Source organism: Phyllobacterium sp. SL163 (assembly GCF_049896885.1).
Taxonomy (GTDB): domain Bacteria; phylum Pseudomonadota; class Alphaproteobacteria; order Rhizobiales; family Rhizobiaceae; genus Phyllobacterium; species Phyllobacterium calauticae.
Genome location: NZ_JAFCVE010000002.1, coordinates 392,717 through 418,092, shown reverse-complemented (window position 1 = coordinate 418,092; position 25,376 = coordinate 392,717). Strand labels below are relative to the sequence as shown.

Annotated in this window: 21 protein-coding genes and 1 pseudogene; 10 read left to right on the top strand and 12 right to left on the bottom strand. The window is 53.1% G+C overall.

Going from position 1 to position 25,376, the window contains the following annotated elements:
- Position 1: 1 nt before the first annotated feature.
- The gene (locus ACP7B1_RS05615; protein ID WP_117282388.1) at positions 2–298 is read right to left on the bottom strand and encodes a hypothetical protein; all 297 of its coding nucleotides are present in this window, start codon (positions 296–298) and stop codon (positions 2–4) included.
- A gap of 119 nt (positions 299–417) precedes the next feature.
- Between ACP7B1_RS05615 and ACP7B1_RS05610 the strand changes: the two genes are divergently transcribed.
- On the top strand, positions 418–744 hold the full coding sequence (locus ACP7B1_RS05610; RefSeq protein WP_229490412.1) for a helix-turn-helix domain-containing protein: 327 nt from the start codon (positions 418–420) through the stop codon (positions 742–744).
- Positions 745–1,038: 294 nt separating this feature from the next.
- Here ACP7B1_RS05610 and ACP7B1_RS05605 read toward each other — a convergent pair whose 3' ends face one another.
- The 7 genes and pseudogenes from ACP7B1_RS05605 to ACP7B1_RS05575 all read right to left on the bottom strand — a co-directional run bounded on the left by ACP7B1_RS05605 (position 1,039) and on the right by ACP7B1_RS05575 (position 7,862).
- Positions 1,039–3,336 carry a virulence-associated E family protein gene (locus ACP7B1_RS05605; RefSeq protein WP_229490411.1) on the bottom strand — a complete coding sequence of 766 codons (2,298 nt, stop codon included), beginning with the start codon at positions 3,334–3,336 and terminating at the stop codon, positions 1,039–1,041.
- The gene (locus tag ACP7B1_RS05600) at positions 3,329–3,547 is read right to left on the bottom strand and encodes a helix-turn-helix transcriptional regulator (RefSeq protein WP_229490410.1); all 219 of its coding nucleotides are present in this window, start codon (positions 3,545–3,547) and stop codon (positions 3,329–3,331) included. Before ACP7B1_RS05600 ends, ACP7B1_RS05605 begins: the two co-directional genes overlap by 8 nt.
- Positions 3,548–3,607: 60 nt before the next feature.
- Positions 3,608–4,180 carry a hypothetical protein gene (locus ACP7B1_RS05595; RefSeq protein ID WP_229490409.1) on the bottom strand — a complete coding sequence of 191 codons (573 nt, stop codon included), beginning with the start codon at positions 4,178–4,180 and terminating at the stop codon, positions 3,608–3,610.
- On the bottom strand, positions 4,177–5,046 hold the full coding sequence (locus ACP7B1_RS05590; RefSeq protein WP_426136795.1) for a tyrosine-type recombinase/integrase: 870 nt from the start codon (positions 5,044–5,046) through the stop codon (positions 4,177–4,179). Before ACP7B1_RS05590 ends, ACP7B1_RS05595 begins: the two co-directional genes overlap by 4 nt.
- 30 nt (positions 5,047–5,076) lie before the next feature.
- A pseudogene (locus tag ACP7B1_RS05585) lies at positions 5,077–5,343 on the bottom strand (integrase arm-type DNA-binding domain-containing protein); the annotation flags it as partial.
- Between the two features lie 258 nt (positions 5,344–5,601).
- Positions 5,602–6,957: an HNH endonuclease gene (locus tag ACP7B1_RS05580; protein ID WP_229490407.1), complete on the bottom strand. Its 1,356-nt coding sequence runs from the start codon at positions 6,955–6,957 to the stop codon at positions 5,602–5,604.
- On the bottom strand, positions 6,954–7,862 hold the full coding sequence (locus ACP7B1_RS05575; RefSeq protein ID WP_229490406.1) for a DNA adenine methylase: 909 nt from the start codon (positions 7,860–7,862) through the stop codon (positions 6,954–6,956). The genes ACP7B1_RS05580 and ACP7B1_RS05575 overlap by 4 nt, the downstream gene beginning before the upstream one ends.
- Positions 7,863–7,961: 99 nt before the next feature.
- Between ACP7B1_RS05575 and ACP7B1_RS05570 the strand changes: the two genes are divergently transcribed.
- Complete coding sequence (locus ACP7B1_RS05570) at positions 7,962–9,278, top strand: site-specific DNA-methyltransferase (RefSeq protein ID WP_426136683.1); 1,317 nt, start codon at positions 7,962–7,964, stop codon at positions 9,276–9,278.
- Between the two features lie 68 nt (positions 9,279–9,346).
- On the opposite strand, the gene ACP7B1_RS05565 is transcribed toward ACP7B1_RS05570, so the two are convergent.
- Positions 9,347–10,345, bottom strand: a complete 999-nt coding sequence (locus ACP7B1_RS05565; RefSeq protein ID WP_229490405.1) for a hypothetical protein — start codon at positions 10,343–10,345, stop codon at positions 9,347–9,349.
- A gap of 940 nt (positions 10,346–11,285) precedes the next feature.
- On the opposite strand from ACP7B1_RS05565, the gene ACP7B1_RS05560 reads away from it, so the two are divergent.
- The 4 genes from ACP7B1_RS05560 to ACP7B1_RS05545 all read left to right on the top strand — a co-directional run bounded on the left by ACP7B1_RS05560 (position 11,286) and on the right by ACP7B1_RS05545 (position 15,753).
- Positions 11,286–13,337, top strand: coding sequence for an AAA family ATPase (locus tag ACP7B1_RS05560; protein WP_229490404.1), 2,052 nt, complete (start codon positions 11,286–11,288; stop codon positions 13,335–13,337).
- A gap of 365 nt (positions 13,338–13,702) precedes the next feature.
- Positions 13,703–14,026 carry a hypothetical protein gene (locus ACP7B1_RS05555; RefSeq protein WP_346305609.1) on the top strand — a complete coding sequence of 108 codons (324 nt, stop codon included), beginning with the start codon at positions 13,703–13,705 and terminating at the stop codon, positions 14,024–14,026.
- Between the two features lie 103 nt (positions 14,027–14,129).
- On the top strand, positions 14,130–14,519 hold the full coding sequence (locus tag ACP7B1_RS05550; RefSeq protein ID WP_346305630.1) for a hypothetical protein: 390 nt from the start codon (positions 14,130–14,132) through the stop codon (positions 14,517–14,519).
- A 349-nt stretch (positions 14,520–14,868) separates the two neighbouring features.
- A complete protein-coding gene (locus ACP7B1_RS05545; RefSeq protein WP_346305608.1) occupies positions 14,869–15,753 on the top strand; it encodes an AraC family transcriptional regulator in 885 nt (294 codons plus the stop codon).
- Between the two features lie 199 nt (positions 15,754–15,952).
- Here ACP7B1_RS05545 and ACP7B1_RS05540 read toward each other — a convergent pair whose 3' ends face one another.
- Positions 15,953–16,579 (bottom strand): class I SAM-dependent methyltransferase, encoded by a 627-nt coding sequence (locus ACP7B1_RS05540; RefSeq protein WP_346305607.1) that lies wholly within the window; start codon positions 16,577–16,579, stop codon positions 15,953–15,955.
- A gap of 374 nt (positions 16,580–16,953) precedes the next feature.
- Between ACP7B1_RS05540 and ACP7B1_RS05535 the strand changes: the two genes are divergently transcribed.
- Positions 16,954–17,799, top strand: a complete 846-nt coding sequence (locus tag ACP7B1_RS05535; protein WP_346305629.1) for an endo alpha-1,4 polygalactosaminidase — start codon at positions 16,954–16,956, stop codon at positions 17,797–17,799.
- A 469-nt stretch (positions 17,800–18,268) separates the two neighbouring features.
- Here the strand turns inward: ACP7B1_RS05535 and ACP7B1_RS05530 are convergent, their stop codons facing one another.
- A complete protein-coding gene (locus tag ACP7B1_RS05530; protein ID WP_346305606.1) occupies positions 18,269–19,630 on the bottom strand; it encodes a HAMP domain-containing sensor histidine kinase in 1,362 nt (453 codons plus the stop codon).
- Positions 19,627–20,292 (bottom strand): response regulator transcription factor, encoded by a 666-nt coding sequence (locus ACP7B1_RS05525; protein ID WP_346305605.1) that lies wholly within the window; start codon positions 20,290–20,292, stop codon positions 19,627–19,629. The genes ACP7B1_RS05530 and ACP7B1_RS05525 overlap by 4 nt, the downstream gene beginning before the upstream one ends.
- A gap of 1,533 nt (positions 20,293–21,825) precedes the next feature.
- Between ACP7B1_RS05525 and ACP7B1_RS05520 the strand changes: the two genes are divergently transcribed.
- The 3 genes from ACP7B1_RS05520 to ACP7B1_RS05510 all read left to right on the top strand — a co-directional run bounded on the left by ACP7B1_RS05520 (position 21,826) and on the right by ACP7B1_RS05510 (position 25,329).
- Positions 21,826–23,280 (top strand): hypothetical protein, encoded by a 1,455-nt coding sequence (locus ACP7B1_RS05520; RefSeq protein ID WP_346305604.1) that lies wholly within the window; start codon positions 21,826–21,828, stop codon positions 23,278–23,280.
- Positions 23,281–23,454: 174 nt separating this feature from the next.
- Positions 23,455–24,363 carry a LysR family transcriptional regulator gene (locus ACP7B1_RS05515; RefSeq protein WP_346305603.1) on the top strand — a complete coding sequence of 303 codons (909 nt, stop codon included), beginning with the start codon at positions 23,455–23,457 and terminating at the stop codon, positions 24,361–24,363.
- Positions 24,364–24,585: 222 nt separating this feature from the next.
- Positions 24,586–25,329 carry an alpha/beta fold hydrolase gene (locus ACP7B1_RS05510; protein ID WP_426136792.1) on the top strand — a complete coding sequence of 248 codons (744 nt, stop codon included), beginning with the start codon at positions 24,586–24,588 and terminating at the stop codon, positions 25,327–25,329.
- Positions 25,330–25,376 lie beyond the last annotated feature (47 nt).

Below are 25,376 nucleotides of genomic sequence, written 5' to 3'. Positions count from 1 at the left end.
CTTAGCGTCCTTCAAGCCGCCGCCTGACAGCCTTCCGCACCCGATAACAATAGGTCTCCTCCGCGCCGTCGCTGCCGTACCATGCACGCTCATGGCGGGCGAAAGCCTCTTGCTCCGGGTCGGGATAGCTATCAATAATACCTTTGGCTACGTGATCAATTTCGGTTGAGGAAATCAATCTCGGTTCGATGGCATCCGTCCAAATCACCCACAATACCAAGCCTATGAATATGAGCAGTTGGCCGCAGAAAAAGGCAAACAAGAGCCAGCATGCAATTTCAAGTATGAGATCAATCATGAAGTTTACAAGAACCTGAGATAATTTTTCTCTTAAAAAAGAACTTATACATCCTATTTTTAGGAATCCATAGTACCTATCTATGGATTTAGCAAGCTGCATATCGCTCTTTCGAGCGCATGGAACTTCAACGCCTCTTCGGCGCGAATGTGCGTCATCACCGTAAAGCAAAGGGCTGGACGCTTGAGCGTCTCGCTGAACTGGTCGGCGTCTCCCAAGAGACAATTGGTAAGATCGAGCGCGGGAAAGCCGCACCGCTTTTTGAAACTGCCGATAAGATTGCGACGGCACTAGACGTACCGGCGTCAATTCTGTTCGGAGCTGACACCGCTCCCGGTACAGGCGAACGAGCAAGAATCCTTACGGATATTCATCGGACTCTTTCGGGCATGAATGAAGAACAGCTTGGCCGTGCTGCAAAAGTGTTAAAAGCTTTTATGGGGTAGCTTTTAAAGCTCGCTACCAAACTGCGCGCTTCAACGGGCCGTCAGAGCGCATAAGGCAGGCAATGCCGGTATTGGCGGCCAAGCCGCCGCCATGCCCGCCTCGGACACGCTCGGAGGCCGTCGGAGCACGTGCGCCGGGCACCTGCACCCAAGCAGCAAGCCCTTGGCCTGTAACCTGTAACTGTAACCTTGGCCTCAAAAGAAATATGGGGTGTAGGGGGGAGTGGCATACCCCCGGTGCCCGGTGCCACACCTTTTGGCAGCCTGGGTTACAGTTACAGGTTACAAGCCCGCTCAAAAGGGCATGTCATTATCGGCGCTCTCGCCAAGGCGAACCAGCACAGCGATGCCGCCATCCACCCGTTTGGCAATCCATTCCACTTTTCGCTCTTCCTCGGTGCCGCGTGCAAAACCCTTGCGTGGCGCGTTCGATGTCTGCCCGAGATCACGCAGCCGATGCGAACCATATTCCCAGCCAAGACGGTCCATGATGCGTTTCTGGCGCTGTGCTTCCGTTGGCAGCATTTTGCCACCTTCGAACCCGAGCAGCAGCTTGATGCTTTCCAATGACACCCGGCCTATCCGGTCGTTGAACCAGCCTTCCAGAACCACCTCAAAGGAGTCCTCCACCATGCGCACGGCCTGCAATTCCGCCGCAGCCTGCCAAAGATGCTGAGACAACGTGATGGGCTCGCCCGCCTGCTCGCACACAACCGCCTCAGCCCAAAGCTGATGGACATCGCGGCTGAACCGTTCGATATCGATGGTCTTCACCCGCACCGGCCAGAACCGGCGATTGCCTGTCAGGTCGCGCAGATAGGTATCCTCATTGGTCGTGCCGATGATGACGCAATGCCGCCGATAGGGTTTGGCGTCGTGATCGTAGGCCTTGCGGTAATTGTCCGTATCCGTGCCGAGAAACTTCTTGAGGCTCTGGCTGGTGGTCTTGTTCATGCCATCCAGTTCCTGGCACTCGACAATCCACGCGCGGGCCAGAAGTTCGGCCTTGGTCTTGTCATCGCTCTTCAGATCGAGACTGCCGCAGAACCATTCACGGCGCACGGCGAGCTTTGCCGCAAGCTGTGACTTGCCGACACCCTGCGGCCCTTCGAGAACCAGCATCGTATCGAACTTGACGCCGGGCTGCTTGATGCGCCTGACGCCGGCGACCAGTAGTTTGGCACCGAACTCGCGATTGAGCTCCGTATCGTCCGCGCCGCAATAATCCCGCAGCCATGTATCGATGCGCGGCGTGCCATCCCATTGCTGACTGTCGAAATAGTCAATCACCGGGTGATAGGCCTGCTCATGGGCAATGGCGATCAGTTCGCGTTTGACGGCGTAGGACGACGCCTTGAAATGCTTGTCCCGCAGCAATTGGCTGGACAGGATTTCGCCGATAGCGTTGAGGTCACGGTCATCGAGACCCTGGCCCGTGATCTCGTCCGCGTTTATGAAGAGATTCCGCCGGGAATCGACTTCCAGCAATGTCAGCACATAGCGGATGTTGTTGGGGTGGTTCTCGACCGGGCGGCCCTCCGCCGTCACGTGCGGCCAATCTTTCCGGCAGGCGGCAATAAACGCCATGGCCCGCGCGACCTGCCGCTGCGCATAGCGCAGGGGGTTGGGGCTCTCCAACACATGCGCGCTGATCTTCAATTCCGGCTCGGTGATAACGGAAATGACATGCCCCGGCGCGACACCCTTTCCCAACAACCAGAGAACACCGGCAAACACCAGCTCGGAGCGTGACCCATAGGATTTGCCGGGTGGCGCCTTGCCGTCCGCCAGCGCTTCCACCCAGTCGGGGTCCGACGGCAATATCTCTGAAAGATCTTCCGGTAGTGGAAGCGGCTGCAAGTCTGCCGGGTCGAGCATGTTGCCAGCCTTCGCGGAGATGGCAGGCATAGTCTCGCGCACGGGCTTCAGCTTGAAATCCGACACCTCATAACAAACCGGCGGTTGCGATAGGTTGATCGGCTCGACGACATAGGCACGCGCAGGCACCCGCCCTGCATCCCGCTTCTTCTGGTTGAGCCAGTTGACTGTAAACGGTACCCGCATCAATTGCGCCGGGCTGTGCGTGTTGCCTTCGCCTCGATAGGCCTGAAGCAACGCCAGGTTGAGTGCTGCCGCCTCCTCAACGCCAATCGGCTCTTTCAATCGCCAGAATGCCTGAAAGCCGCCGCCGGAAAAAATGATCGCTGTCGGCGGTGGCACATTCTTTGGCATGCGCTTTGGATCGGTCAACAACCCGAGAATGGTATCAAGTTGTTCCGCCGGCGAGCCCGGATAATCCTTGCCGTCGAGATCGCAATGCAGAATCCGCACGGCGCTGAGATTGGCCTTCGCCCGTTTACCGGTCAGGAACTCGCCGTTCGGCAGGAAGTAGTTATTTCTCTGGTATTCGTCGCCATTGTTCATGGCGATGAATTTCTCGGCAGAACCAAGCTCGTGCGGTCCATAGGTTTTCTGCAAGGGGATTTCTGGCCCGACGCTGTTCATGCGTTCAAGATGCAATGGCGCGCCCTGCGTCAACCAGGAGAGGAACGCTATGGCACGCTTGGGGTCCGGCTGCAGGTTCTCAGTCATAGCGCATCTCCACCGGAACGCATTCCTTGGAGGTCAGCCAGTTTTCGACATCTTCAGGCCGGTAAAACACCCGGCCTGTGCGCCTGCCGGATTTGATTTGGATGAATTTCGGGCCGTAGCCCAAACGGCGACCCTTGTCGAAAAAGCTCTTACTCAAGCCCGTGATGTCGGGAAGCTCTTTGGTGGTCAGCAGTTTTCTGGTTTGCGTCATTGGTGGCTCCTTTGTTGGGAGCCTCCCAATATTCACATGCGACGCTGGCGAGCCACAGGTTTAAATCGCCGAATTAACACCGCGAAAAACTTCCTTGGGCATGTCGACACGGACGCCCAGCGGCTCCAGCAGTTCAGCAAGCTCGCGCAGCTTCAGTATGAAAACGCTCTCAGCCATGCCTGACTGCCCATAGGCCATTTTCAGCCACTCATCCTTGTTGCGGCAGAACTTCTCCTGAAGGTTGTCGGCCTTGTCATCGCTGTGCGGATGGTAATTCGGATCGGCCGCCTGACGGACCCGGATTGCCTCCCGGGCCAAGACGGTCGGCGGCGTGTGATGGTCGCCGCCATCCGGCCATGCCAACTCGTAATTCTTCCCGATCTGCGGGGTGCCACGTTCGCGGATATAGGCTTCGGTCATGTGCACCAACTCAGGCAGATCATCGTGTACGCTGCGCCCACGCTGGCTCCTGATACCGAACAATGCGCTCTTGGCCTCGTTGAGCCGCCTGTAAGCCTCACGGCCCTTGGTATCGTCAGGATAGGCGCGGATGATGGCCAACAACAGGACATCGATAACGGCGGTTACGGCTTCGGCTGATATGTCGCCGTCAACGGGAATAGGTCTGATCATGCTGCATCTCCTACCAGTTCAAGTATTCTCTCGGCCACCTGTTCCACCGGACCGCGCAGCCGTTCGGCATTGACGACGATATAGCCGCCCGTCACGTCGCCAGTTGCGCGGTGATTGAGCAGCCGCTTGAGCGCGTAATAGGGAACGTCGAGGCTTTCAGCGATAGTAATGAACGTGCGCCTCAGATCATGCAGCGTGAAGCTGACGCCGGAACCCGTGACAACCCGGAGCAGGAATTTCTTCGTTTCAACAAGATGCCCCTGCTCCCCCGGTCCGGGAAACACATAGGGCAATGCGCCCGAACGTTCGAACCTATCCTCAAGCATCTCAACCAGAAATGCCGACAGCGGCAAATGCAGGGGATCGCCGTTCTTGGTTGTCGGCAGATGCAAGGTGCGCGCCTGCAGGTCCACATTTTCCCAGCGCAGTTTCAAGAGCTCTCCCCGGCGCATGCCGGTGAACAAGGCCATTCGCAGGAAATCGCGGGAATATTCCGGCTCGGCCCTGACGGCCTTCCACCACAGCGGCAAATCCTGCGCGGTCACGACGGTCTGCCGCCGCTGCTCCCGGTGCCACGCCCGCGCCTGCGTCAATATCTGCACGGGATTGGGCGGAAAATCGTCATGGGTGGCGGCAGCGAAATTGTAGACGGACCGCAGGTGCCGCATGACGTTGTTGGCGGTGGTCTTGCCCGACTCATTGGAAATATCCTGATGACGCTTGAGCACCATCTGGCGGGAGATCGCCTTGATCGGTTGCTTCCGCCACGTCTTCAGATAAAGCTTTATGGTACGCGAGTAGCCGTCAACCGTATGCGAAGAGAGATGCGGTCTGGCCTCGAAAAAGCGATCAAAGGCATCAACCAGCGTGAGTTTGGCGACAACCTGTTTCCGCTTGGCTGCATTAGGGTCGCGCCCATCGGCCATTTCACCCAGGAGCGCGAGCGCCTTCTTGCGCGCCACCTCGGGCGCAAACACATCGGCCCGCCCGATGCTGACACGACGCGTCCGGCGGTTCACCTGCCCTTCGGCAAAGTAGACCTTGGATTGGGCACCGACGCGCAGACCGAAACCGGTCAGCAGCGTATCGCGATAAAAAATCTGGCCGCTCTCGGGAAATGGAATTTCATCAATCGCACGGCGGGTAAGACGTAAATTAGGCATTGAGACCTCCTTTTGGCCTCAACTCAAAGTAATATGAGTTTTTAAAAATGACAAGTAATATCAGATAGTTATGACATATTATCCTACGATGTGCAACACCGGGAAACAAAAAGAAACGCGATCCTACACCCGCGCACGCGTGAGCGATGCAACATGAGCAACGCAAGTGTCAGGATAGCCGATATGCATCGTAACTTTGAACTCCATTCGACCAATCTCCACTGTGCGGTATGTCAATTATCGACACGCCAGCGATCTTTACGCAGTCGAAGTAACTTGCTCCCGCCTTCTTTGAAGATATTCCGGCCGTGGAGCATAAAGCAAAGGCGCGCTCAACTTCTTCCCATCGTATGCTTTGAGATAACTTCCCAGTGATAAATCATCTCCAACCCTTTCCCAGTCTACAGTAACTGTAAAGTCGTCTTCAATTAAAACATATCCGTTCTCGAACGCTCGATCCATAATCAATGAAAGACATATACCATTCGACGGGTCTAATCGGATGCTCTTGTCTTGACTCCAAGGAACTATATGTGCAGCAACAAGAAAATCCTTGGTATCTATACCAGTTATTGCGCATCGAAAATCGTATATTTTTTTTACTTCTTCGGAAAAAGCCCTCTGAGCACTGCCTCTCGTTTTGGCAGTGGCGTAAGAATCGTCAACTTCATAGTTTTTATTTTTGATCTGTTCGCGGAAAGCCTCTACCTGCTCAGTAGAAACCTCTAGAGTTTCGGCGACCGCATCTCCTTGAGATGGCGGCGAGAAGCGAGCTTTCAGCGCTTCCAAAAGACCATCCACAGATGACACGATTTTCACAGGAAGCGGCAAGGGCTGCGACCACGCGTCATGATTCCGGATTGGGTCAAAAAATAGGCCATAACCGGGATGTTCCAAGTAGGCAGCGAGCGCGAGGCCTGCGTCAGCTTCGAACGTACTGATCATCGACACCGAATTTTCGGATGCTGCGAGATGAGCCAATGCGTCGTTCACCTTGGAGGTAGGTGCCACTCCACCGCTTTGAAACATCGACCAAGCCAGCGCTGACTGCTGCGATGTCTTCGCAACGAGAGTCTGAATATCTTGGGGGACGAGTTGGATGTTGGCCCACGCGAAATCTTCGTTGGGATCCGCAAGATAGGCACGCAGATGCAATGTTGTCGGCTCGTCCCGCAACTTAATTGCCATCAGATATGGCTGCCCGGCCCCCCGACTCTTTAGCAGTGTAAGCTCCTCGTCGGCCTCTGTCGATTTGAAGCGCGTAGGATCACCCGGAATCGTCTCAGCGGTGACTTCACTCGGTGCTGGGGACATTCTCCACGCCTGCGGTGCACCAAGGCTCGTTTCCCATTTGAGGTGAGGTCGGTCCGCAGAACGGAAAACCAGCTCGCCCGGTGCCATTCCAGTTGGCCATTTATATGTGAGTGGAACTGATGTCGCGCCGCTCGCAGGCACCGGAAAGAGGCTTTCCACGGTTTCGATGAACTCATCTTTTCGCGAGAGCTGAATATAATCCTTCGTGTACTGCGTGCCCTCCAGTCGTCCATAGGTCGCACGGTGTGCCGAGGGGCCGTAATATATTACGAGGACCCATTCTACTGGTTGAGCGGTCATTCAACCCTCCCAATGATAATCGCCTCCGGCGACTGGTGCGCTTCGACTTGTCTCCTGCTCTGCGCTGCCAACGCGCGATGAGTAGTGAATCGCACGATTTCCGAATTTGGAAAAAGTTCGCAAACTGCTTCGATGTCTCGATTAGACATTATCCATTTGATGCCTTTCCGCGATAGCTCGGCGCAAATATCTGCGAGTTCGATCAAATCTGGCAATTCAAAGGTTTTAGCCGTGTATTTATTGAACTTCGCTGTGGGCTCTTTTTCAATATCCGGCCGAGAAAATACCGGCAAATAGGGTGGATCGAGGTATACAAAATCTCCGGCAGAGGCTCCGCGGAGTACTTCGCGGAAGTCGGTGGCAATGATGTCTGCCCGCGTGAGGACCTTGCCTACGGTTGTCATGGTGATGTCATCAATGCGTTTGAATTGACGGTCACCCCATGGAACATTCATCGCTCCAGTACGAGAGTTTTCGCGCCAAAGGTGGTTCCAAGAAACGCCATTCAGGTAGAGAAAGCGTCCGGCCTTTTCAACAAGTGAAGTTGGGGCGCTTAAACGAACGGAGTAATAGAATTCCTTGGAGTCATTTGCCAAATACCAGTCCAGCAAAGCACGTAGTTCAGCTTGATGGTCCCGCATCGCAATCCAAGCCGCCACGAGATGACCATTGAGGTCTGTTAAATAAGCTCGACCGGAAACACGCGAAGCGCAAGCCAAAAAGACAGCCCCCCCTCCGAGGAAAGGTTCATAGTAATTTTTTATACTTGCCGGAACGTGGGGAAGGATGCGCGGAAGCAGGCGCGACTTTCCGCCAACCCACCTGATAAAGGGCTTCATTGGTGGATGATCCAAATCGGCTCCCGGAAATTTATCGTCACGCGTTAATCTGGCACTTTGGGCCATTTATCAAGCCTTTTCATTGTCTGGTCGATGGTGCATAAATAAATCCGATTCGCATAGACACCATCTCGTTGTCTGCAAGCTTCTAGCCCGGAAATCAATATGTCTGACGTACAACTCATTTGGCCGAACAAGGACTTAGTGTTGTGTGCCTCGGGGTCCACTGACTATCAGTGGGTACAACCGAATGACCATCGAATGCGAAACTCTCTAAAGTTCGAGACCATTGGAGCGTGCTCGCTTGATGCTAAACCAAACGTTCTAGCGATTGGTGATGGACTAGACGTCTTGGAGTCGCTGAACACAGGTACGTCTCTCTTTGAGGGTGGTATTCGCCTAGTTTACATCGATCCACCTTTCAATACGAATGCGGGTGTCCGTCAATATAACGATACAATGAACCGGTCGATGTGGCTGAGCATGATACGCGATCGCCTTATGGCAATTCGTCCACTTCTAGCGGACGATGCGAGTGTTTGGGTTCACTTGGACGATGCCGAAGTGCATCGTGCTCGGGCTGTAATGGACGAAATCTTCGGCGAGCAAGCCTTTGTTGCATCAGTCGTGTGGCAGAAAAAAAATACTCGAGATTCGCGAGCGGCCTTTTCAACTAACCACGACACCATACTTGTGTATGCGCCGAATGGCCCGAGAAAGTGGAAGACGTCTAGAAACCTACTCGCCAAGGATACCGCTCAACTAGTTAACAAGGACGATGATCCTCGCGGTCCTTGGGTAGATGCACCATTTACCGCCCCGGGCTATCGGAGCGGTCAGCAATACCAAATTGTCACGCCGACCGGGCGAATTTTGCGACCGCCTCGCGGTAGGTCATGGTATGCGACAGAAACAACCTTTCAGACTCTACTTGCTGATGGGCGAATATGGTTTCCGAAGGGAGGTGATGGCTCACCTCGACTTAAACTCTTCAGCCACCAACTCCGCGGCCTTGTGCCATTCACAGTCTGGGGCTCATCAGATACCGGGACCAATGATGATGCCAAGCGACACCTCATGACACTGTTTCCTGACCGAGAAGTTTTCGAGACTCCTAAGCCCGAGTTGCTGCTCGAACGGGTCATTCACATAGCCACGAACCCGGGAGACTTAGTGGTCGATATCTTTGGCGGGAGTGGAACCTCTGCTGCAGTTGCACATAAGATGCGGCGGCGATGGATAGTAGCTGAACGCAACGCTAAGACAGTTTTGGATTTCTTGTTACCACGTCTCCAACATGTGACAAATGGAACGGACCCTGGTGGGATTACCGAAACGACCTCTTGGATAGGGGGGGGCAGCTTTGAAGTCGTTCATGTATCGCCACGGTTTGGGAAGCCGCTTCGTTCTGATACTCTCGGAGCTATCGAACAATGTTTGGCCAACTCAGCAATCCAAAAAGAGTTTTCAAACGTGTGCTGAAGTGAATAGCTCGGTGTTAGGCAGGTCAGCTGATATCTAGGCGGGCGGCTTAGCACAACTAACCGGTGCTAAAAGAGTATTGGCGTTCGCGAATATTTCTCAATCGAAAAGTATTCAAGCCAATCAATCAGCTCTCCAGAAACCGTTTCGGGAGAACATCCGTCAACAAAGTAGTTATTCTGACCACATATCCATCGCAGTGTTTCAGCGTCATCGAATAACGCGTTGGAGAAATCACAATCATTAAAATCGTGATACATCTCGGGTTCTCTTGAAGACCAAAAATTTTGTATTCTGGAAATATGGCATTCGCTAAATTTGCATGTATCAAATTTCCAGCTGAATATAATGTTTTGACAAGCATCAAATTTAACATTGCGAAAATTTTGACTCTCAGCAGCCAAATCAAGCGTGCCATCAAGACCTAGGAAAAACCCGTCAACATAGGTCACACTTTTTACCCCGTGGAGTATCTTCCATCGTGTTTCAGAGTTGCTCGCATCAAATCGTATCTCCCGGTCCGAATGGCGACCGACGGTTTCACCTCTTTTGAGCACGAGAAATGCCTCTTCCTGATGCGTATGATTATGAGCGTTACTCATTTCACGTTGAATCAAATCTGCGATTAAGTTCATCGCTTGCACTGCGAACTCCTCATCGTCGCCCATGATCAATACTGCCAGCGTCGATATTCCTGCCGATACATGCGACGGTTTCCCAATCTCTCCAAGAAGTTTAGCGCCTTCCTGAAGAAGCTTTGCTTTGCTTTCTCGCTCGGAAAGGCGAAGTTGACTTGCGGCCAGATCGGCCTGACGTGTAGTGATCTTACCGCGCCAGTTAGCTGTGCAGTAAGTAACAACAGCAAAGAGCGCCACTCCGAATGGGGTGAATAGCTGAACCTTCCACAGGTCGTCTTGATTAAGTCCTTCTTCGAAGAGCCAGATTGCCGCAATTGAAAAACTGAGCAGAGCAAAAATAGCAGATGAAACCGATAGCGTTTCCCAGTTTCTTTCTGAAAGAGTTGGATACTCCTCAGTTCTACTTGTTTTAGAATGATCACCCTTCATATACCTTCCTAGATCCTAATCGGCGATGATCCGAGCTGCGCTCCGAATGCTCTCGCTGTAGTTTGACAAATAATTTATGGGTTACCCATTTAGTTGCCGCCTGTCGGAAGTTATCGCTAATTTTCGCAATGCAAATAGCGGCTCGGCGAACGATCCTGAATGCTACCATTCCACCAACCGCCCCAAAGAAGACGCATAGCGTGAAAGCACTTGGACCGCGAGACTCCTCCATCTACATGATCATCTTTTCCACCTAGTGTCGAAAGCCGTTAATAAGAGACAGCAGATAATGCCCATCCTGACAAACGGACGTCGGAGAGCAGTTCGACAAGCTTAACTTCACGCGCCAGTTGTTGCATTTTTTGCAATAACTGTCCCCATAGGTGTCTCCTCGCAGCCAATGTGTAAGGAACGCTTACGGGCTGCCGTGAACTTTCTTTAAGAGGGCCACGGCATCGGAAACCTTCGAGACAGTAAGCTCCACTCCCCGGCCTATCTGGTGAAACCCGTTGATGGGGGGAGGTCCGCGCTTGGTTCGCCGGCCTCGTCGGGGGCATCGTCTTTTCCGGCTGGTAGGGCGTTAGTAGGGTCACGGTGTGTGATCGGGAGCAACCGGGTGAGACTGTGTGCAACACCGCAATGGTGAAAACCCTTTTTGATTCAGCATGTTATCCTAAATTGCGCCATCCTGTGCCACGCTGTCCAACCGTCTGAAACGATTGCGGAATATAATTCGTAATGATGGGGTCCTCGGTTCGATTCCGGGAAGCGGCACCATTTCTTTCAAGCGCAATTGGATGTTACCTGTATTTTTACTGTTTTAAAGAAATCAATGTGCACGCCCCTACGAAATTTAATAGTAAAAACTATTGACTTGTACTTGCACGTCGCGTTCTTTCTAGGCAACTTCGTATGTAAAGCGAATAGCCAGAGGAACTGAATGTTTATCAGCCACTTAGTTATAAAGAACTTCAGAGCAATCTCTGACCTTAGTGTATCATTAAGCCAATATATTAACGTGATCGTGGGACCAAATGGTGTCGGCAAGACAACAATCCTTCAAGCAATTCGTGTTGCGAAAGCAATTGCGGCTCCAAGGACCCAGCAGGAGCCCCTACAGGTTCTTATTTCGCTAGGTGCAGCTTCACCTCATTTCCCACAAAGATTGTTCCTCAGCAGCTTAGCAAGAGACCCATCTCAACTGATAGATGTACGTTGCACATACACTTTGACGAGAGAAGAAATACAAATCGCCAAACAGTTTCTCCCCGAGGTCGTTCAAAATCTAGTTGCTTCCAGGGTTGGGCAGAATTTTTCCAATCCAGCAATGCTTGTGCAATTTATGCAATCACCACAAGGGGTTGCTGCAACCATGGCTGCCACATCAGAATTAACGGGTTTGTTGGGCCGATTAGATGCCGAACCAACGCTGACGCTCGGCGTGGCCTTAAATGGGGTGTCGGGACAAATAGCCGTGACTGACCCGCTTGCCGGTCCACTTATCGGCTTTCTTGACCAACGACTCCCACCATCACTTTCAACATTTTCGTATTTTCCGGCAGACCGAGCCTTGCCAATGGGCGAGGCCACTCTTCAGTTGGGAGGTCCCGACGCTCAACAACAACTAGAGATGCACAATTCCCAACCCCAAATAAAATATCAGAGATTAAAAAACCTGATAATCAACTCTCTTGTCATAGACGACGCTGAAAAAGAAACCGTTCGGAATGAATTCGAAATTATCTTTTCTAAACTCCTTAAAGGAAGAAGTTTAAATAGAATACATGTGAATGAACTTGGTCTTCTTTCAGTAATGACAGAAGAAAAATCTACAGGTCGCCTTATAGAGTTAGACAGCTTAAGCAGTGGCGAGAAAAATATCGCCCTCACTTTCCTTATTGTTGCAAAGTCAGTTTCTGATAGTGGAATTGCTTTGTTTGATGAGCCAGAACTGCACTTAAATCCTGCAGTTAGCCGTGATATTTTGACGTTCATGCTCAATCAATATTCAAAACCACGCAATATTCAGTTCATCATGTGCACTCATTCTCCCGAGATATTATCTGGCGCGTTCTCTAGCGACGACTGCGCATTGCTTCATTTAAAGTCGGCATCAGATATTACCAAGGTTGGCAAGAGAGCATTGGACGAATATGCCGACGCCCTCCATAGGCTGGGAACCTCGGTAAGTGAGTCTCTCTTGTATGAAGGCACTGTTCTAGTAGAAGGCGACGATGACGTGGCATTCCTAGAGACGGCCTTTCCTGAGTTGACTAGGAAACTGAAAATTGCCGACCGTGGAGGGAGACGTGAAATCGAAAAGACCATTTCACGTCTACAGGAACTTGAGAAAAAGGGGCAACAAGTCGCACCAATCTATCTCATTTTTGACAAGGATGAAGAACTTACAGATTTGAAAAGCTCGGCGGCGGTTAAAGTAATGCAGTGGAAGCGCCGCTCGATCGAAAACTATATGCTTGATTCAGACGTGATATCGGAAATTCTAAAAGATGAAAGCGCAACTCGGCATCCAATCAATAGTGCAGGTGAGGTCCATAAACTTATTCGTGAGCTTGCTTTTGAGCAGATAGACGCTATCGCAGCAAGAGAGGCATACAATTCACAAGGTTATAAAAACTCCTCTCTAACTAAAGGTGATGTTTCTGACACCGGACTGGATGTTATTGCTGGTAAATTATTTACTCGGATGTCGACTGCGCGCACTTCGATCCCTAATGTGGAGCAATCAGAATGGATAGCAAATTTCATTGAAGCTGCGAAAAAGCGTAAATTGGAGATTTCCTTGAGTTGGGAGGCTAAATGGCGCGACCTCTGCGACGGGAAAAGACTACTTTCTGACCTCTACAAGCGATCAGAAATGAAGATGTCTGAAACTGCATTCAAAACCCGCATCACTCAGAAGATGCGGGATCTAAGTTCGGAAGACTGGCGATTGGTTCGCGCTCTACTAGATGAACTTTTGGCGCACTAGGCTTGGTTAGAATGGGAATGAACATATTTCAGTGATTGCTAAGTGCCGCACTGCAAACACTTTGACATTGTCCAATTCAGCATCTTGATCTAATTTTCCCTTTCACCTCCCCCTCTTTCCCACTAAGACTCCCCGCTGAGGCCGGTCGAAACGGATCGGTCTTGGGGCTTCGTATCCTCTTACTAGGCGGTCGGTGTCGACCGCAATGACACCTCCTCAGCCCTATGGCCGGGGAGGCTTCGGCGTATGTCCAGAGCTTCGGCTTAAAGGCCGTAGCGGTCGTCCTAGTACGACTACGAACTCCCCGGTCACCAGAGGATAAGCCTCGGGTGGCCGCTTTCCTCACGCGAGAAAAGGGAGTGCACATGAACGATTACAATTTCTGGTCAGACCTGCTCGATACGTTCCAATCCTCGCCGGACTGGATCAAGGCTTTGTGGCTGCTGATCCCGCCCGGTTTTCTGCTTGGCCTTGTGGCGCTGATGCTGCGCTTCAGGATCGCCGCCAAACAGATGGAGCAAAGCCCAAAGGGCGAGCTGATTTATTCGATCCACCGCGATGCGGGCCAGCTGCGTGTCGTCAGCCATATCCCCGTTGTCGACGGCAATCCGAGCCTGCTCCTGCTTGACCCGCCGGCCAGCGGCGAAGCCGGATCGCCGGAGACGAACCGCCTCGCCCCGCCCGCATAGGAGGCGTCAGAGCGCACAAGCAGCCTAGAGGCCGGGTATTGGCGCGCAGACAGCCTTATCCTCGCTGTGAGGTTGATAATTCGGATCGGCTGTCAGTGCGGAGCTGCTGAAGCCGCCGGTCAATGTTATGCGTCTATCGCTCCATCCCGACGGTCTTGCACCGCGAATCCTCAATCTCGACGACTGGGCCGATCATCTTCTGACAAGATTGCGACGCGAAGTCGAACTGACGGCCGACCCACGACTGTGTAACTTGCTGAAGGAAGCCGAGACATTGCATAGACCATCAGGGAAACCGGCTCATTCACCTCACCCTTCCGCACTTGCGATCCCATTGCGTATCCAGACAAGACTTGGTCCTCTGTCATTCTTCAGCACGATCACCGTCTTCGGCACGCCGGTGGATGTGACGATCTCGGAAATCGCGCTTGAAATGCTCTATCCTGCTGACCATGAGACTGATTTGATCGTCAGAGCAGCATCAGCAAAATGAGCAATTCTTAGATCGAACAGCGCGTCTTGTTCGCCTCCAGAATTCGGATGCCTAAGTCAATTTTCAACCCTGCTCCGGATTGCCGGGATATCTTTGCGGGGATCGGTTTTGGGGTTTGCCCCTGCAGTCGGACTGCAGCCCCAATGACCGTCAGGTGGGCGATAAACTCAACAATCTCTGCCGAATGGAATGCTCGAATGAAAAAGTGCCGCGCAGGCGTCTCGAACAAAGTGCTCAGCGAAGCGCGTTATCCGTGCCCCTTCAATGTTCACAGACCTAAAATCGCATGATCGGTCGAGCGCGAAATGCACGGAAAGGTGTAACTGATGTCGTCACGAAGAAAGAGACGATGAAGATAACACTTGAAAATTACCGTGCCCGAATGCAGCGGGTGCTGACCCATATAGATCAGCACCTTGATGACGATCTGGATCTGGAAACTGTGAGCCGCATCGCGGCATTCTCGAAGTTCCATTTCCAGCGGCAATTCATGGCAACCTTTGGCTTGTCCGTGCATCGCTATGTCCAGCTCACCCGTATGAAACGTGCTTCGTACGGGCTTGCCTGCAAAGACGCTCAAAGCATCACTGATATAGCGATGGATGCCGGTTACGAAGCACCGGATGCCTTCGCCCGCGCATTTCGGCAACGGTTAGGACAATCGCCGTCGTCGTTCCGCAAATCTCCCGATTGGGGGACGTGGCTTATGGCTTTGGGGCCGCTTGACAACGCAAGGAACAAGTTCATGCACATAACCTTTGACCATGACGACATAACGATACGAGATGTCCCCACCACGCCGGTGGCGATCATGCAACATAGGGGTGACCGGGCGAGACTCGCAGACACATTCAAGCGATTCAGGGCCTGGAACAAGGCAAACGGCTTATCGCCGGAGACAAGCCCGACTTTCATGGTTTTCCGTTCCGAAAGGGAACCAGCGATCGCCGCCGACTATAGCATGGATCTATGTATCAGTACTGATCAGCCGATTGAGGCGAACCATGAGCAAATGAAGGCCGGCGTTATTCCTGGCGGGCGTTGCGCGGTATTGCGTTATCCAGGCAATACCAACAATCTGGAGCCCGCTGCCCACTACCTTTACCGGGATTGGCTTCCAACCAGTGGCGAAGAAGCACGCGATTTCCCGATCTATTGCCAACGCCGGCTGTCGTTCATTCCAGAAGTACCAGCATATGAGGTGGTCACAGAACTGTTTCTGCCGCTGAAATAGTTTTTGCATACCTATTCCGATTTGGCCGCTATCTTTCGCAATAATGGGAATAAGGGAGAGCAAACAATCATCGGCCGCTTCGCGCGCCCACATACCTGTCGATAGGCAATTGTGCCTTCGCCCGGAAGCCCACATTGTGGTGACCGCCTAAAGTTCATAGTCGCACCAGAACCGGCCATTCCCGCAAGTTCTGTGTGGGTCACGCCCGACTCGCCCGAACGCTCAGCCACCGATCATGGGGCTTTCCAACGCACCGACGTACCTCACTGACGATCCAGCCGGCGTCTGTGAGTGCGGACCGCAGGGCAGACTCGCGCCAGTACGTCTCGACGTAGCGCCGGGGCGCTGCAGCACTGCCGTGTATGGACACATCCTCGCCGTCGCCCTCTCTAACGGAGGCGTGCAATCGGCCACCGGTCCGGGTCGCCTTGGCAAGACGCCCAAGCACCGTGCCAAGATCCTCGCGCGCAACATGAATCAGGCAGGCACAGGCCCAAATCCCGTCGTAAGGCGTACCGGGACGCTGCGGGTCGGCCAAGTCTTCGGTGAGCGGATCCAACATGTCGGCCTCAAAGCCACTTTCACGAAGCAGTTCGACGAAACCCTTTGAAATGTCGGTGCGCCGGACGCTAATGCCCCGCTTCTCAAGCTCAAATGCATCGCGCCCGCCACCGCTTCCAATCTCCAGCACCCTGCCCGAGCCACCCAGCGCGGTCACGAACACATCGATCTCTGTCGCGACCCATTCGGGCATCGCCGCGGCTTCAGCAGCGTACTGCGCCGCGACCGTATCATAGGACCGCACGGTATCCAGATCGGTGCTCATCTTAGTGCTCCTCCTTCATGACAAAAGGCTCGATGAGCGACAGGCCCATCAGCCCATTGCGCCTTTCACACTTGGGCAGTTGGTGACTTCGCGCGCGATTTGCTTCCCAGCTTACGCCGAAATGCGGTCAGAGACACCACCAACCGATTGCCAAGCGGAGTGCTATTGGCGCCGGCACCAATGGAATTTTTGTAACAGAGCCTAACAACGTAACATCTCCTTATCAGAAGCTGTTTCATTACCCTTGACCTCGGTTCGCCAAGAAGCAAATATCCAGATTTAGCTGACCCAAGCGGTAGCCAGTCCGTCATATCAGTCACGCCAGAGCGCCGTGCTCGAGGCGGGGAACTCAGCTAGACAAGGTCTTGATCGAAATGCGTATTCAATGGTTCCGAACGGCGATGATCGCCGCCGTCGTCGCTACAGGCTGCGTTGTTTTATCTGCAAATGCTCAAACTCTAACGTTGCCTCCGGCCCACGGTAAATTCGACTACCAGATTGGAGGCGATTACAACCCGCAACGCAGTGTTAAGATTGTTGTCCGGGACAGAAAGATTGCCCCTGCAAAAGGTAAATACAATATCTGTTACGTGAATGCCTTCCAGACGCAACCGAAGCAGAAGGAGTGGTGGACAAAAACCCATCCGAATCTGCTGATCAAGAAAGATGGTGAGTATGTTACCGATCCAAAATGGCCAGAAGAGTATATATTAGACACATCCTCAGACACAAAACGCAAGGATCTGATGAAAATAATCGGTCCCTGGATCGACAAATGTGCGGCTGACGGCTTTAAGGCTCTCGAACCCGACAATCTCGATTCATGGGACAGATCCAAAGGCGTTTTGTCACCAGAAACCAATACCGAGTTTGCCGAGCTGCTGGTCAAACGGGCTCATGATGCCAATCTCGCTGTCGCCCAGAAAAACGCCGCGGAACTTGCGCCCAAGGGCCCAAAGATAATCGGCTTTGATTTTGCGATTGTCGAAGAATGCGAATACGAGAAGGAATGCAGCGAGTACACCAAAGTGTATGGCAATCAGGTTTACGAGATCGAATACAATGACAACAACAAGGATACCAATGGTAATCCCGTTGATCCCGTAAGTTTTTTCAATGCCGCATGCGACGCACGCGGTGACAAGATCTCTGTCATCTACCGTGACCGCAAAGTCGTTCGGGACACTTCGCCCGATTACGAATACGAAGTGTGCGACTAATCAGATTGACATACGGTCTGGCTTATTTTGCCAACAAAATTTCTAGAAGTAGAGGCTGCATCGCTGCAATCGACTGGATGATGGGTGGGCCAATTTCCGTAATTCTTTCGATACGATGTTCTCCCATACGCATCGATTACGCCAGCGCCTGGACGTCAGTTGATTGGCGCGATTTGCAGCGGATCATCGTCGGGACCATAAGGAATTGTGGTGTTGATTTCCACGCGGAACTGAGCCGGTTGGAAAGACCAACAGCGAGGTCATCGCCTATCAAAAACGCGCACGCAAACCGTCGCGGCGCAACAGCTGGGTCGAGGAACGAAGGGAGCGCAGACTACGGGAGCAGGCTGCCACAGATCTATTCACTGTCGCCGGGCAGAGCTGCGATATTGAGGTCTCCGCCCTGCCCGTCGACGAGCCTCGTCATCTGTCAGGATGACATTTTAACTTTGCACAACAAGCGACATTTCTAATGGGCGGCCACACTTGGCAAGCGGATGATGACTTCAAGTCCACCATGACTGGAACGTTCAAACGCAATCGTTCCGTTGTTGAGGGAGACAATCTCGGAAGCAATCGCCAGGCCAAGGCCAGTGCCTGTGACTGTCTCGTCCAACCGCCTGTCACGTAGACCAATCGTACTGTGATCTGAGAACTGAATGCCCGGACCATCGTCGGATATTTGCCATTCGACGAACGCGCCATCCTGCTTAGCCTTGATATGGATTTGCGTGTTCGCCCATTGCGCTGCGTTCTCCAATATCACACCGACAAGCTCGACAAGGTCGTTTACGTCGATGTCGACGTTCAGACCATCCTTGACATTAACGACCCAGACCAGTTGTTCGCCTTTGGGTGTTCTTTTCAACACCGCAATCGTGCGGGGAACAACGCTGCTTAATGACGCGCTGAGGGCGTGCATGCGAACGCGTTGACGCAGTCGGACCAGCCTCAACTGATAATCTATCCGGTCACGCATCTCGTTCGTCAGATCGACGATTGATGCTGCGCTGCGAGTGTTGCCGCCTTTTTCCAGCTCATAGGCGATCGTACCCAACACTGTCAGCGGGGTTTTAAGCCCGTGAGCAAGATCGGATGCACGGGATCGCGCAAAATCCATCGATTTCTGTTGCATGGCAAGGAGGGCATTTACTTCGCCGACCACAGCAACGACTTCCAGCGGGTAGATGGCATCGATTGAAGACGCAACGCCGTTGCGGATACTTTCAATATCCTTACGCAATTTCTTAAACGGAGAAAGACCGAACTGCACCTGCAGGATGACGGCAACGACAAGGACAAAGCCGAGGACCAGGAGTGCTAAGGCCAGTTCCCTCCCAAAGCGTGTGATCGCCTCATCGAGGATAGACCTGTCTTGAGCGACGATGATCTGAAAACGCCGTTCACCTTTGGTTTCTGCAAAGCGTGCCGTCAGGGACAATGCAAGCAATGATTGGCCCACCGGCCCTTGAACGGTCGACAGCTGTCCGCCTTCATTTGAGGGGCTAACCTTGAGAACGTAATCCCAGAGCGATCGCGAGCGGATGTTTTGCTGGGTACCAAGATCTGTGATCTGCCAATAGAGGCCGCTGACCGGTGTCTGATAGCGTGGATCAGGCAAAGCGCCAGTAAGCAAAGGTGCGGCACTGAGGGCGTCCGGATTGATCAAGGCGACAAGGCGCGACATTGTCGCCGATAAATCTGCGGACGCGCCTCGTTCCACGTTGTTGGTGAATAGATATCCGATGGTTACACCCGCCAAGACGAGGGCAATGGCAATCCAAATACCAGCTCCCAGTATAAGACGAACCCGTAAAGACTGGATTCTCAAGGGGCATCCCCACCGAGGATATACCCAAAACCTCGACGTGTTGCGATGATATCGGCACCTAATCTCTTGCGCAGGCGACCGACCAAGACTTCAACGGCGTTCGAACCGCCCTCGAAGTCCTGCGTATAGAGATGTTCGGTAATCTCGACCTGTGAAACGACGCGTCCGCCCTGATGCGCCATGAAAGCGAGCAGCCGGTATTCTTGCGGTGTCAATACGATTGGAACGCCCGCGCGCGAGACCTGTCTCATCCGTGTGTCGAGAACCAGTTCGCCAATTTCAATCTGAGATGATGCAAAGCCACCTGCCCGGCGCACGATCGCACGTATGCGTGCCACGACCTCCTCCATCCGGAAAGGCTTTACAACGTAATCGTCAGCGCCGGACTCGATTCCTTCCACTCTTTCGTCCCATTGTCCGCGCGCAGTAAGAATCAATACGGGAACGTTACGTCCTGCGCGGCGCCAGCGCTTCAGGATCGTCAAGCCATCCAGCGTTGGAAGGCCGAGGTCAAGGATCACGGCATCGAATGTCTCGGTGTCACCACGGAACCAAGCGTCTTCTCCATCTCTGGCATATTCCGCAAGGAAACCGGCGGCCGATAGCGCTGTGCCAAGCGTTTCGGCTATGCGGCGGTCATCTTCGGCAACAAGTATCCGCATGTTTATCTCACTCTTATGAGTTTGCCTGTGCGGGCATTGAAAGAATAACGGCTGACTTCACTGTTGGTCTCGAGCACCTTTAACTCATATTGGAGAATACCCCTCACGGGGCGCAACCGCGCGTCAATGATCTGGCCGTTGGTAAGGTGGCGGGCAATGGTTACAATGTCGTCTAGTGGGAGGGCTCTGTTGGCTTGGACGGCTCTTAAAGCGCCATTTGGTCCTTCAAATTTCTCGTCGGGTCGGTTGCCTCCAGGACCGTCGGGGTAAGATTGCTGATCGCTTTCGGAATCGTCCGAATCGGAGACGCCATCGCCCGAGTCCGGTCCACCCATAGAGCCACCGTCGCTCGAAGAGCCATCCGAACCGCCGTCGTCGGAGATTTGGATAAAATGAACACCCTCCACGTCACTTGTCCATTCGTGTGCCTGCACCGCCTTGGGAAGGTGTAGTGCTAGGACAACGACCGCAAACCGCAGCAAGGCTCTCAAGGGCCGAAAACGCACTCGGATCCTCCTAAAACCATCTAAGCCCTTCAAGGGGATAGCTTAGATCAACGAAGCTGACAATTCGCTGACAACGCACTCACGCGTTTTTCAGGCATCATAAAGTATACCCACCAGCGTCGAAGCAAAACAAGTGAATTGGCAACGAGGTCAAAATCCATGCAACCGAGCAGACATTAGACGATCGCACACGATGGTATGTCTCTTCGAGATTCGAGCAAAAACCTGGAGCTGCAACATGAGAGTGCTGTTTCGTTTTGTACCAGTCGTCATTTATGTGACTGCGCTATCCGGAATGTTTTTTACGATATTAGTTGCCTGGCCCGACATGCCTGCAGGACGTTTCAGATTTTCATACAGTATCGGGCAAACCGGCGGCCCTCATGTCAAAACAATAAACTGGTGACGGGTCTTCACCAGTCTTCGATATGCCCGACCGACACGAATTCCCAATACCCTAAATCGCAGCGTCCCAACCTTCAGAACCGCACCGATTAAAGTCTCCAAGGTCACATATCTTCGACGTTTGATAGCACCAAAAGGAATACAAAATGCAGACGCTATTTCGCTTTATGCCAGCTGTCATCTATATGGTCGCTCTATTTGCAATCATCGCGTCGATATTGATCGTTCGGCCATCGCATGTCAGCAGACCGTTCAACTTACATTGCCAGTATGAAAAATATGCCGATTGCAAAATGGTCCGTTGAGATTGAATGCACGGCGTAGAAGGCCCCTTTTTCATGGTGCATCCACCCCTACTGGGTAACGGGGCTGTCACCTCCACAGGTTTGTTCGAATCATTGTTTGAACGATGCTTAACACCCGACATGACCAGACGCTTTGCCGCTCCAGAGAAGAAGCATACAGGGGTCTGTTCGGATGAACTTTTCAGCACAAAAGCAAACGCGCAGACCAAGCCCAACAGTGATCTGGACAAACCGAAGCAGCTCTAAAGCCGCATCCGAACCTGACAACGCTGCGCGTGCAACTTGCCCACGCCTGCCCAATACGCAAGAGGACAAGAATGAACTCGATCAGAAAAACGCGCCGCATAGCAATGATGTTGAGCAGCACCCTTCTTTTGGCCATGACCGGATCAATCACCGTTCCTTTGTTTGAGAGCAGCCAGGCTATGGCTGCGTCATCTGCAAAGATTGACGCAGCCCAACTGCAACTCAATATGCGCCGCTCTCTTTCAACTATTCTTGTTGCTTACAAAAACGAACCCAAAAAAGGCTCGCGGGCGGATGCCATGCTTATGAAAGCGACAAACCAAGCACTGCAGGCACTTGGGAGCCTTGAAAAAGGTATTGATGCCCGTGACCCCAAGAAAATGACGACTGCTACAAGCAGTCTCTCTGTTGCAGTTGGCCGCGTTGAAGCAATTTCGGATTCTGCCAGGATTGCCAATCCGACGGTGCGCGAAGGCGTCAGGGCTCTTTCCACGAACTGGGCCGCCTATGGGACGCGCTATGCGCTTATCGAACCAGTCAAATCAAAACCCGTGAAGGCAAGTTTCGAGCAGGTAAAAGAACTCAAGGCGCAGGTAGCTAAGCTTCGCTCACAGGTGAACAGGCTGCAAACCGAAACAAGGTCAAATACTCAGCTCGCAGCCAATATCAGAAGACTGTCGACCCAATTGGACCGGATCGAACAGGACCGTATTGATGAGGCAAACTATCAGCGAACCGTCTTTCTCCTCGGTTCGTTTATGGGCTGGATGGACGGCTATCGGGTCGTCACGACGACTTACTACCCGGCTTATACCCACTATTTCGTAGTGGAACGGGTTACCTATGAATATTGGGAGACCTGCTGGACCGACTATTACGAGCCCTATTACACCTATACAGACTGGAGCTACTACGATGATCCGTTTACGCCTACCGTCAACGTTAACATCAATATCGACGCATCGACACAAGTGGTGGTCAACAACTACGCTGAACAGAACATCAGCGTCATGATTGACGAGAGTCATCAAACTGAAAATTATTTCGAGAACCTGCCAATTGCCGAAACTGATGTTGACATGAAGCAGGTGGACTACACGCCTTCCACACCGGCTTATGAATTGGAGAAAGAGATCACCAGATCCTCATTGGACTCTCCAGAAACGATACCTGCTCCGACTGAGACGGGCAGCCAGGTCAAGCCCAACGACAATACTGCCGATGAAACTTCAACGGGTGATTCAAATGCACGAGTGCCATTGGTCGCAGAAGAACCAGTAGCTGAGCCTATCGTCCCGGCTAGCGAACCGGGGGAACAAAAGAGCAGCGCGCGGCCTGAACCATCCGTCCGCACCTCAGAAGAAGCTATAATCGTTGATCAGGATGAACAATCCCCATCCACGAAAAGAGAGCAGGGCATCGAGCCTTCCGACAATGATGATGCGAACGTGCAACCGCCTGATCGCGAGCCGGCGGCAACCGCAGAAGCATCGCATGAAAGTGAAGATGAGCAGCCTGCTCAATGAGGCAGGAATATGTAAGTTTTGCCGCCTGATGAGCCGTTTTCCAGTGGTTGACCGGATTTGATTGAGATTAAGTTGTGATCAAATAAAAGGTCACGAAGTGTAACTAGCATGCCGGCCACGTATGAACTATGAGTTGCGGTTAGAAATGACTATTCCATTTATTGAGAGGATCGGATGGATCGCCTTGAGGCCATGTCGATGCTGCTGGAAGTTGTCGATCATGGTAGCTTCTCCGCTGCCGGGCGGGCGATGCGGGTATCGCTGCCAACGCTGAGCCGCCGGATTTCCGAACTGGAGGCCCTGCTTGGCGCGCGCCTGCTCACGCGCACGACCCGCAAAATCACACTCACGGATGCCGGCGCTGTTTACGTCGCTGCCACACGAGAGATTCTCAATAAGGTGAAACAGGCGGAGCGCGAAGTCGCAGGCGAGTTCATCGAGCCGATCGGCGAATTGGTCGTAACAGCTCCCACGATGTTCGGGCGCCTTCATGTCTTACCGATCATTACTCAGTTTCTGGAACGTTACTCCGGAATTCATGTGCGGTTGGTGCTGATCGACACCAATCTGGCGCTCGTCGAGGAGAATGTAGATGTTGCGATCCGGATCGGCCAGCTTCCAGATAGCGCCATGACCAGTAGCCGTGTGGGATCGGTCCGGACCGTTCTGTGCGGCAGTCCCCGTTTGTTTGTAGACAAGGGTGAACCGCGCACACTGGATGATATCGCCCACTTTCCCTCAATTACGGTAAACATGCCCATTCCAGTTGCACAGTGGCGCTTTGGTGTTTCCGGCTCGCTGGACGCACGCATTCCGCCATTGTCGTCTCGCCTGACGGTAACAACGCCGGAGGCGGCAGCGGCGGCAGCAATCCAGGGGGCTGGGCTAACTCAACTCCTGCATTATCAAGTGGCCGATGCTGTAAGAGCCGGAACGCTGCGGATCGTTCTCGAGGAGATGGAACCGGCCCCGTCTCCGATCCATCTGCTCCATACATCAAAGGCCCCGCTGCCGCTCAAACTTCGCCGTTTCCTGGACTTTGCCGCGCCGCGGCTTCGCAGCGACCTCGCGGCTCTGTCATAGTTCCAAGCCCATCGCGAACCGTCGAGTGGGCGCGATACTTCCATTTAATGAAATAATATCTTGTCGATTTGCGTAGTTCCGCACGCCTGACGCAGCAGTTAGACGTGCTGTCGACAGGCAATAGTGCTGTGAGTTCTTTGTAACCTCGCAGACCCCCGCCCGTATTGAGAAGGAGGCAGAATAGTGGCCACAGCAGAGTTTTCACAAGACCACACGACTTCCATGCAAGGAGATACCAAAGAAGCCGCGCCCGGCACAACTATTATGCTGGTGCACGGGGCGTTTGTGGATGGTTCGGGTTGGCGAGCGGTGCACGATAGACTGAACCGCGACGGTTATCGCGTCGCGGTTGTGCAGAACGCGATCCGATCACTTGAGGATGATGTTGCCAATACGCGGCGTGCGATCGCGGCAGCACCTGGCAACGTGATCCTCGTTGGCCATTCCTATGGTGGGGTCGTCATCTCAGAAGCGGGCAATGACCCGAAGGTCGTTGCCCTGGTGTATGTCGCTGCCTTCGTCGCCGATGCGGGAGAGTCGGTCCAGACATTGACAGCCAATCATGTGCCGGGCGGATCGAAACCACCCTTCCTGCCGACCGGGGATGGCTATCTCCTGTTTGACACCTCCAAATTCTCTCAAGTCTTCGGCCAAGATATTCCTCCCGAAACGAGCAGCTTTATGGCAGCGGCGCTTAAGCCTTGGGCCATCGCATCGATGGCGGGCAAGGTCACTGCCGCCGCGTGGCGCGTGAAACCCAGCTGGTATGTGGTCGCCACAGACGACAGGCTTGTCCACCCCAGTCTTCAACGCAGGATGGCGGAGTCGGCCGGCGCGCGCGTCGTTGAAGTGGGCGGCAGCCATGCGATCTACATGACCCAACCCGAAACCATCGCCATGACGATTGTGCAGGCGGCAAAAGCCACAGCGAGTTCTAGCCTAGAGGCTTACCCGCCGCACAGATAGAGCGATGCAGTGATTGCCGCATCCGGTTACAAATAAGGACTACTACA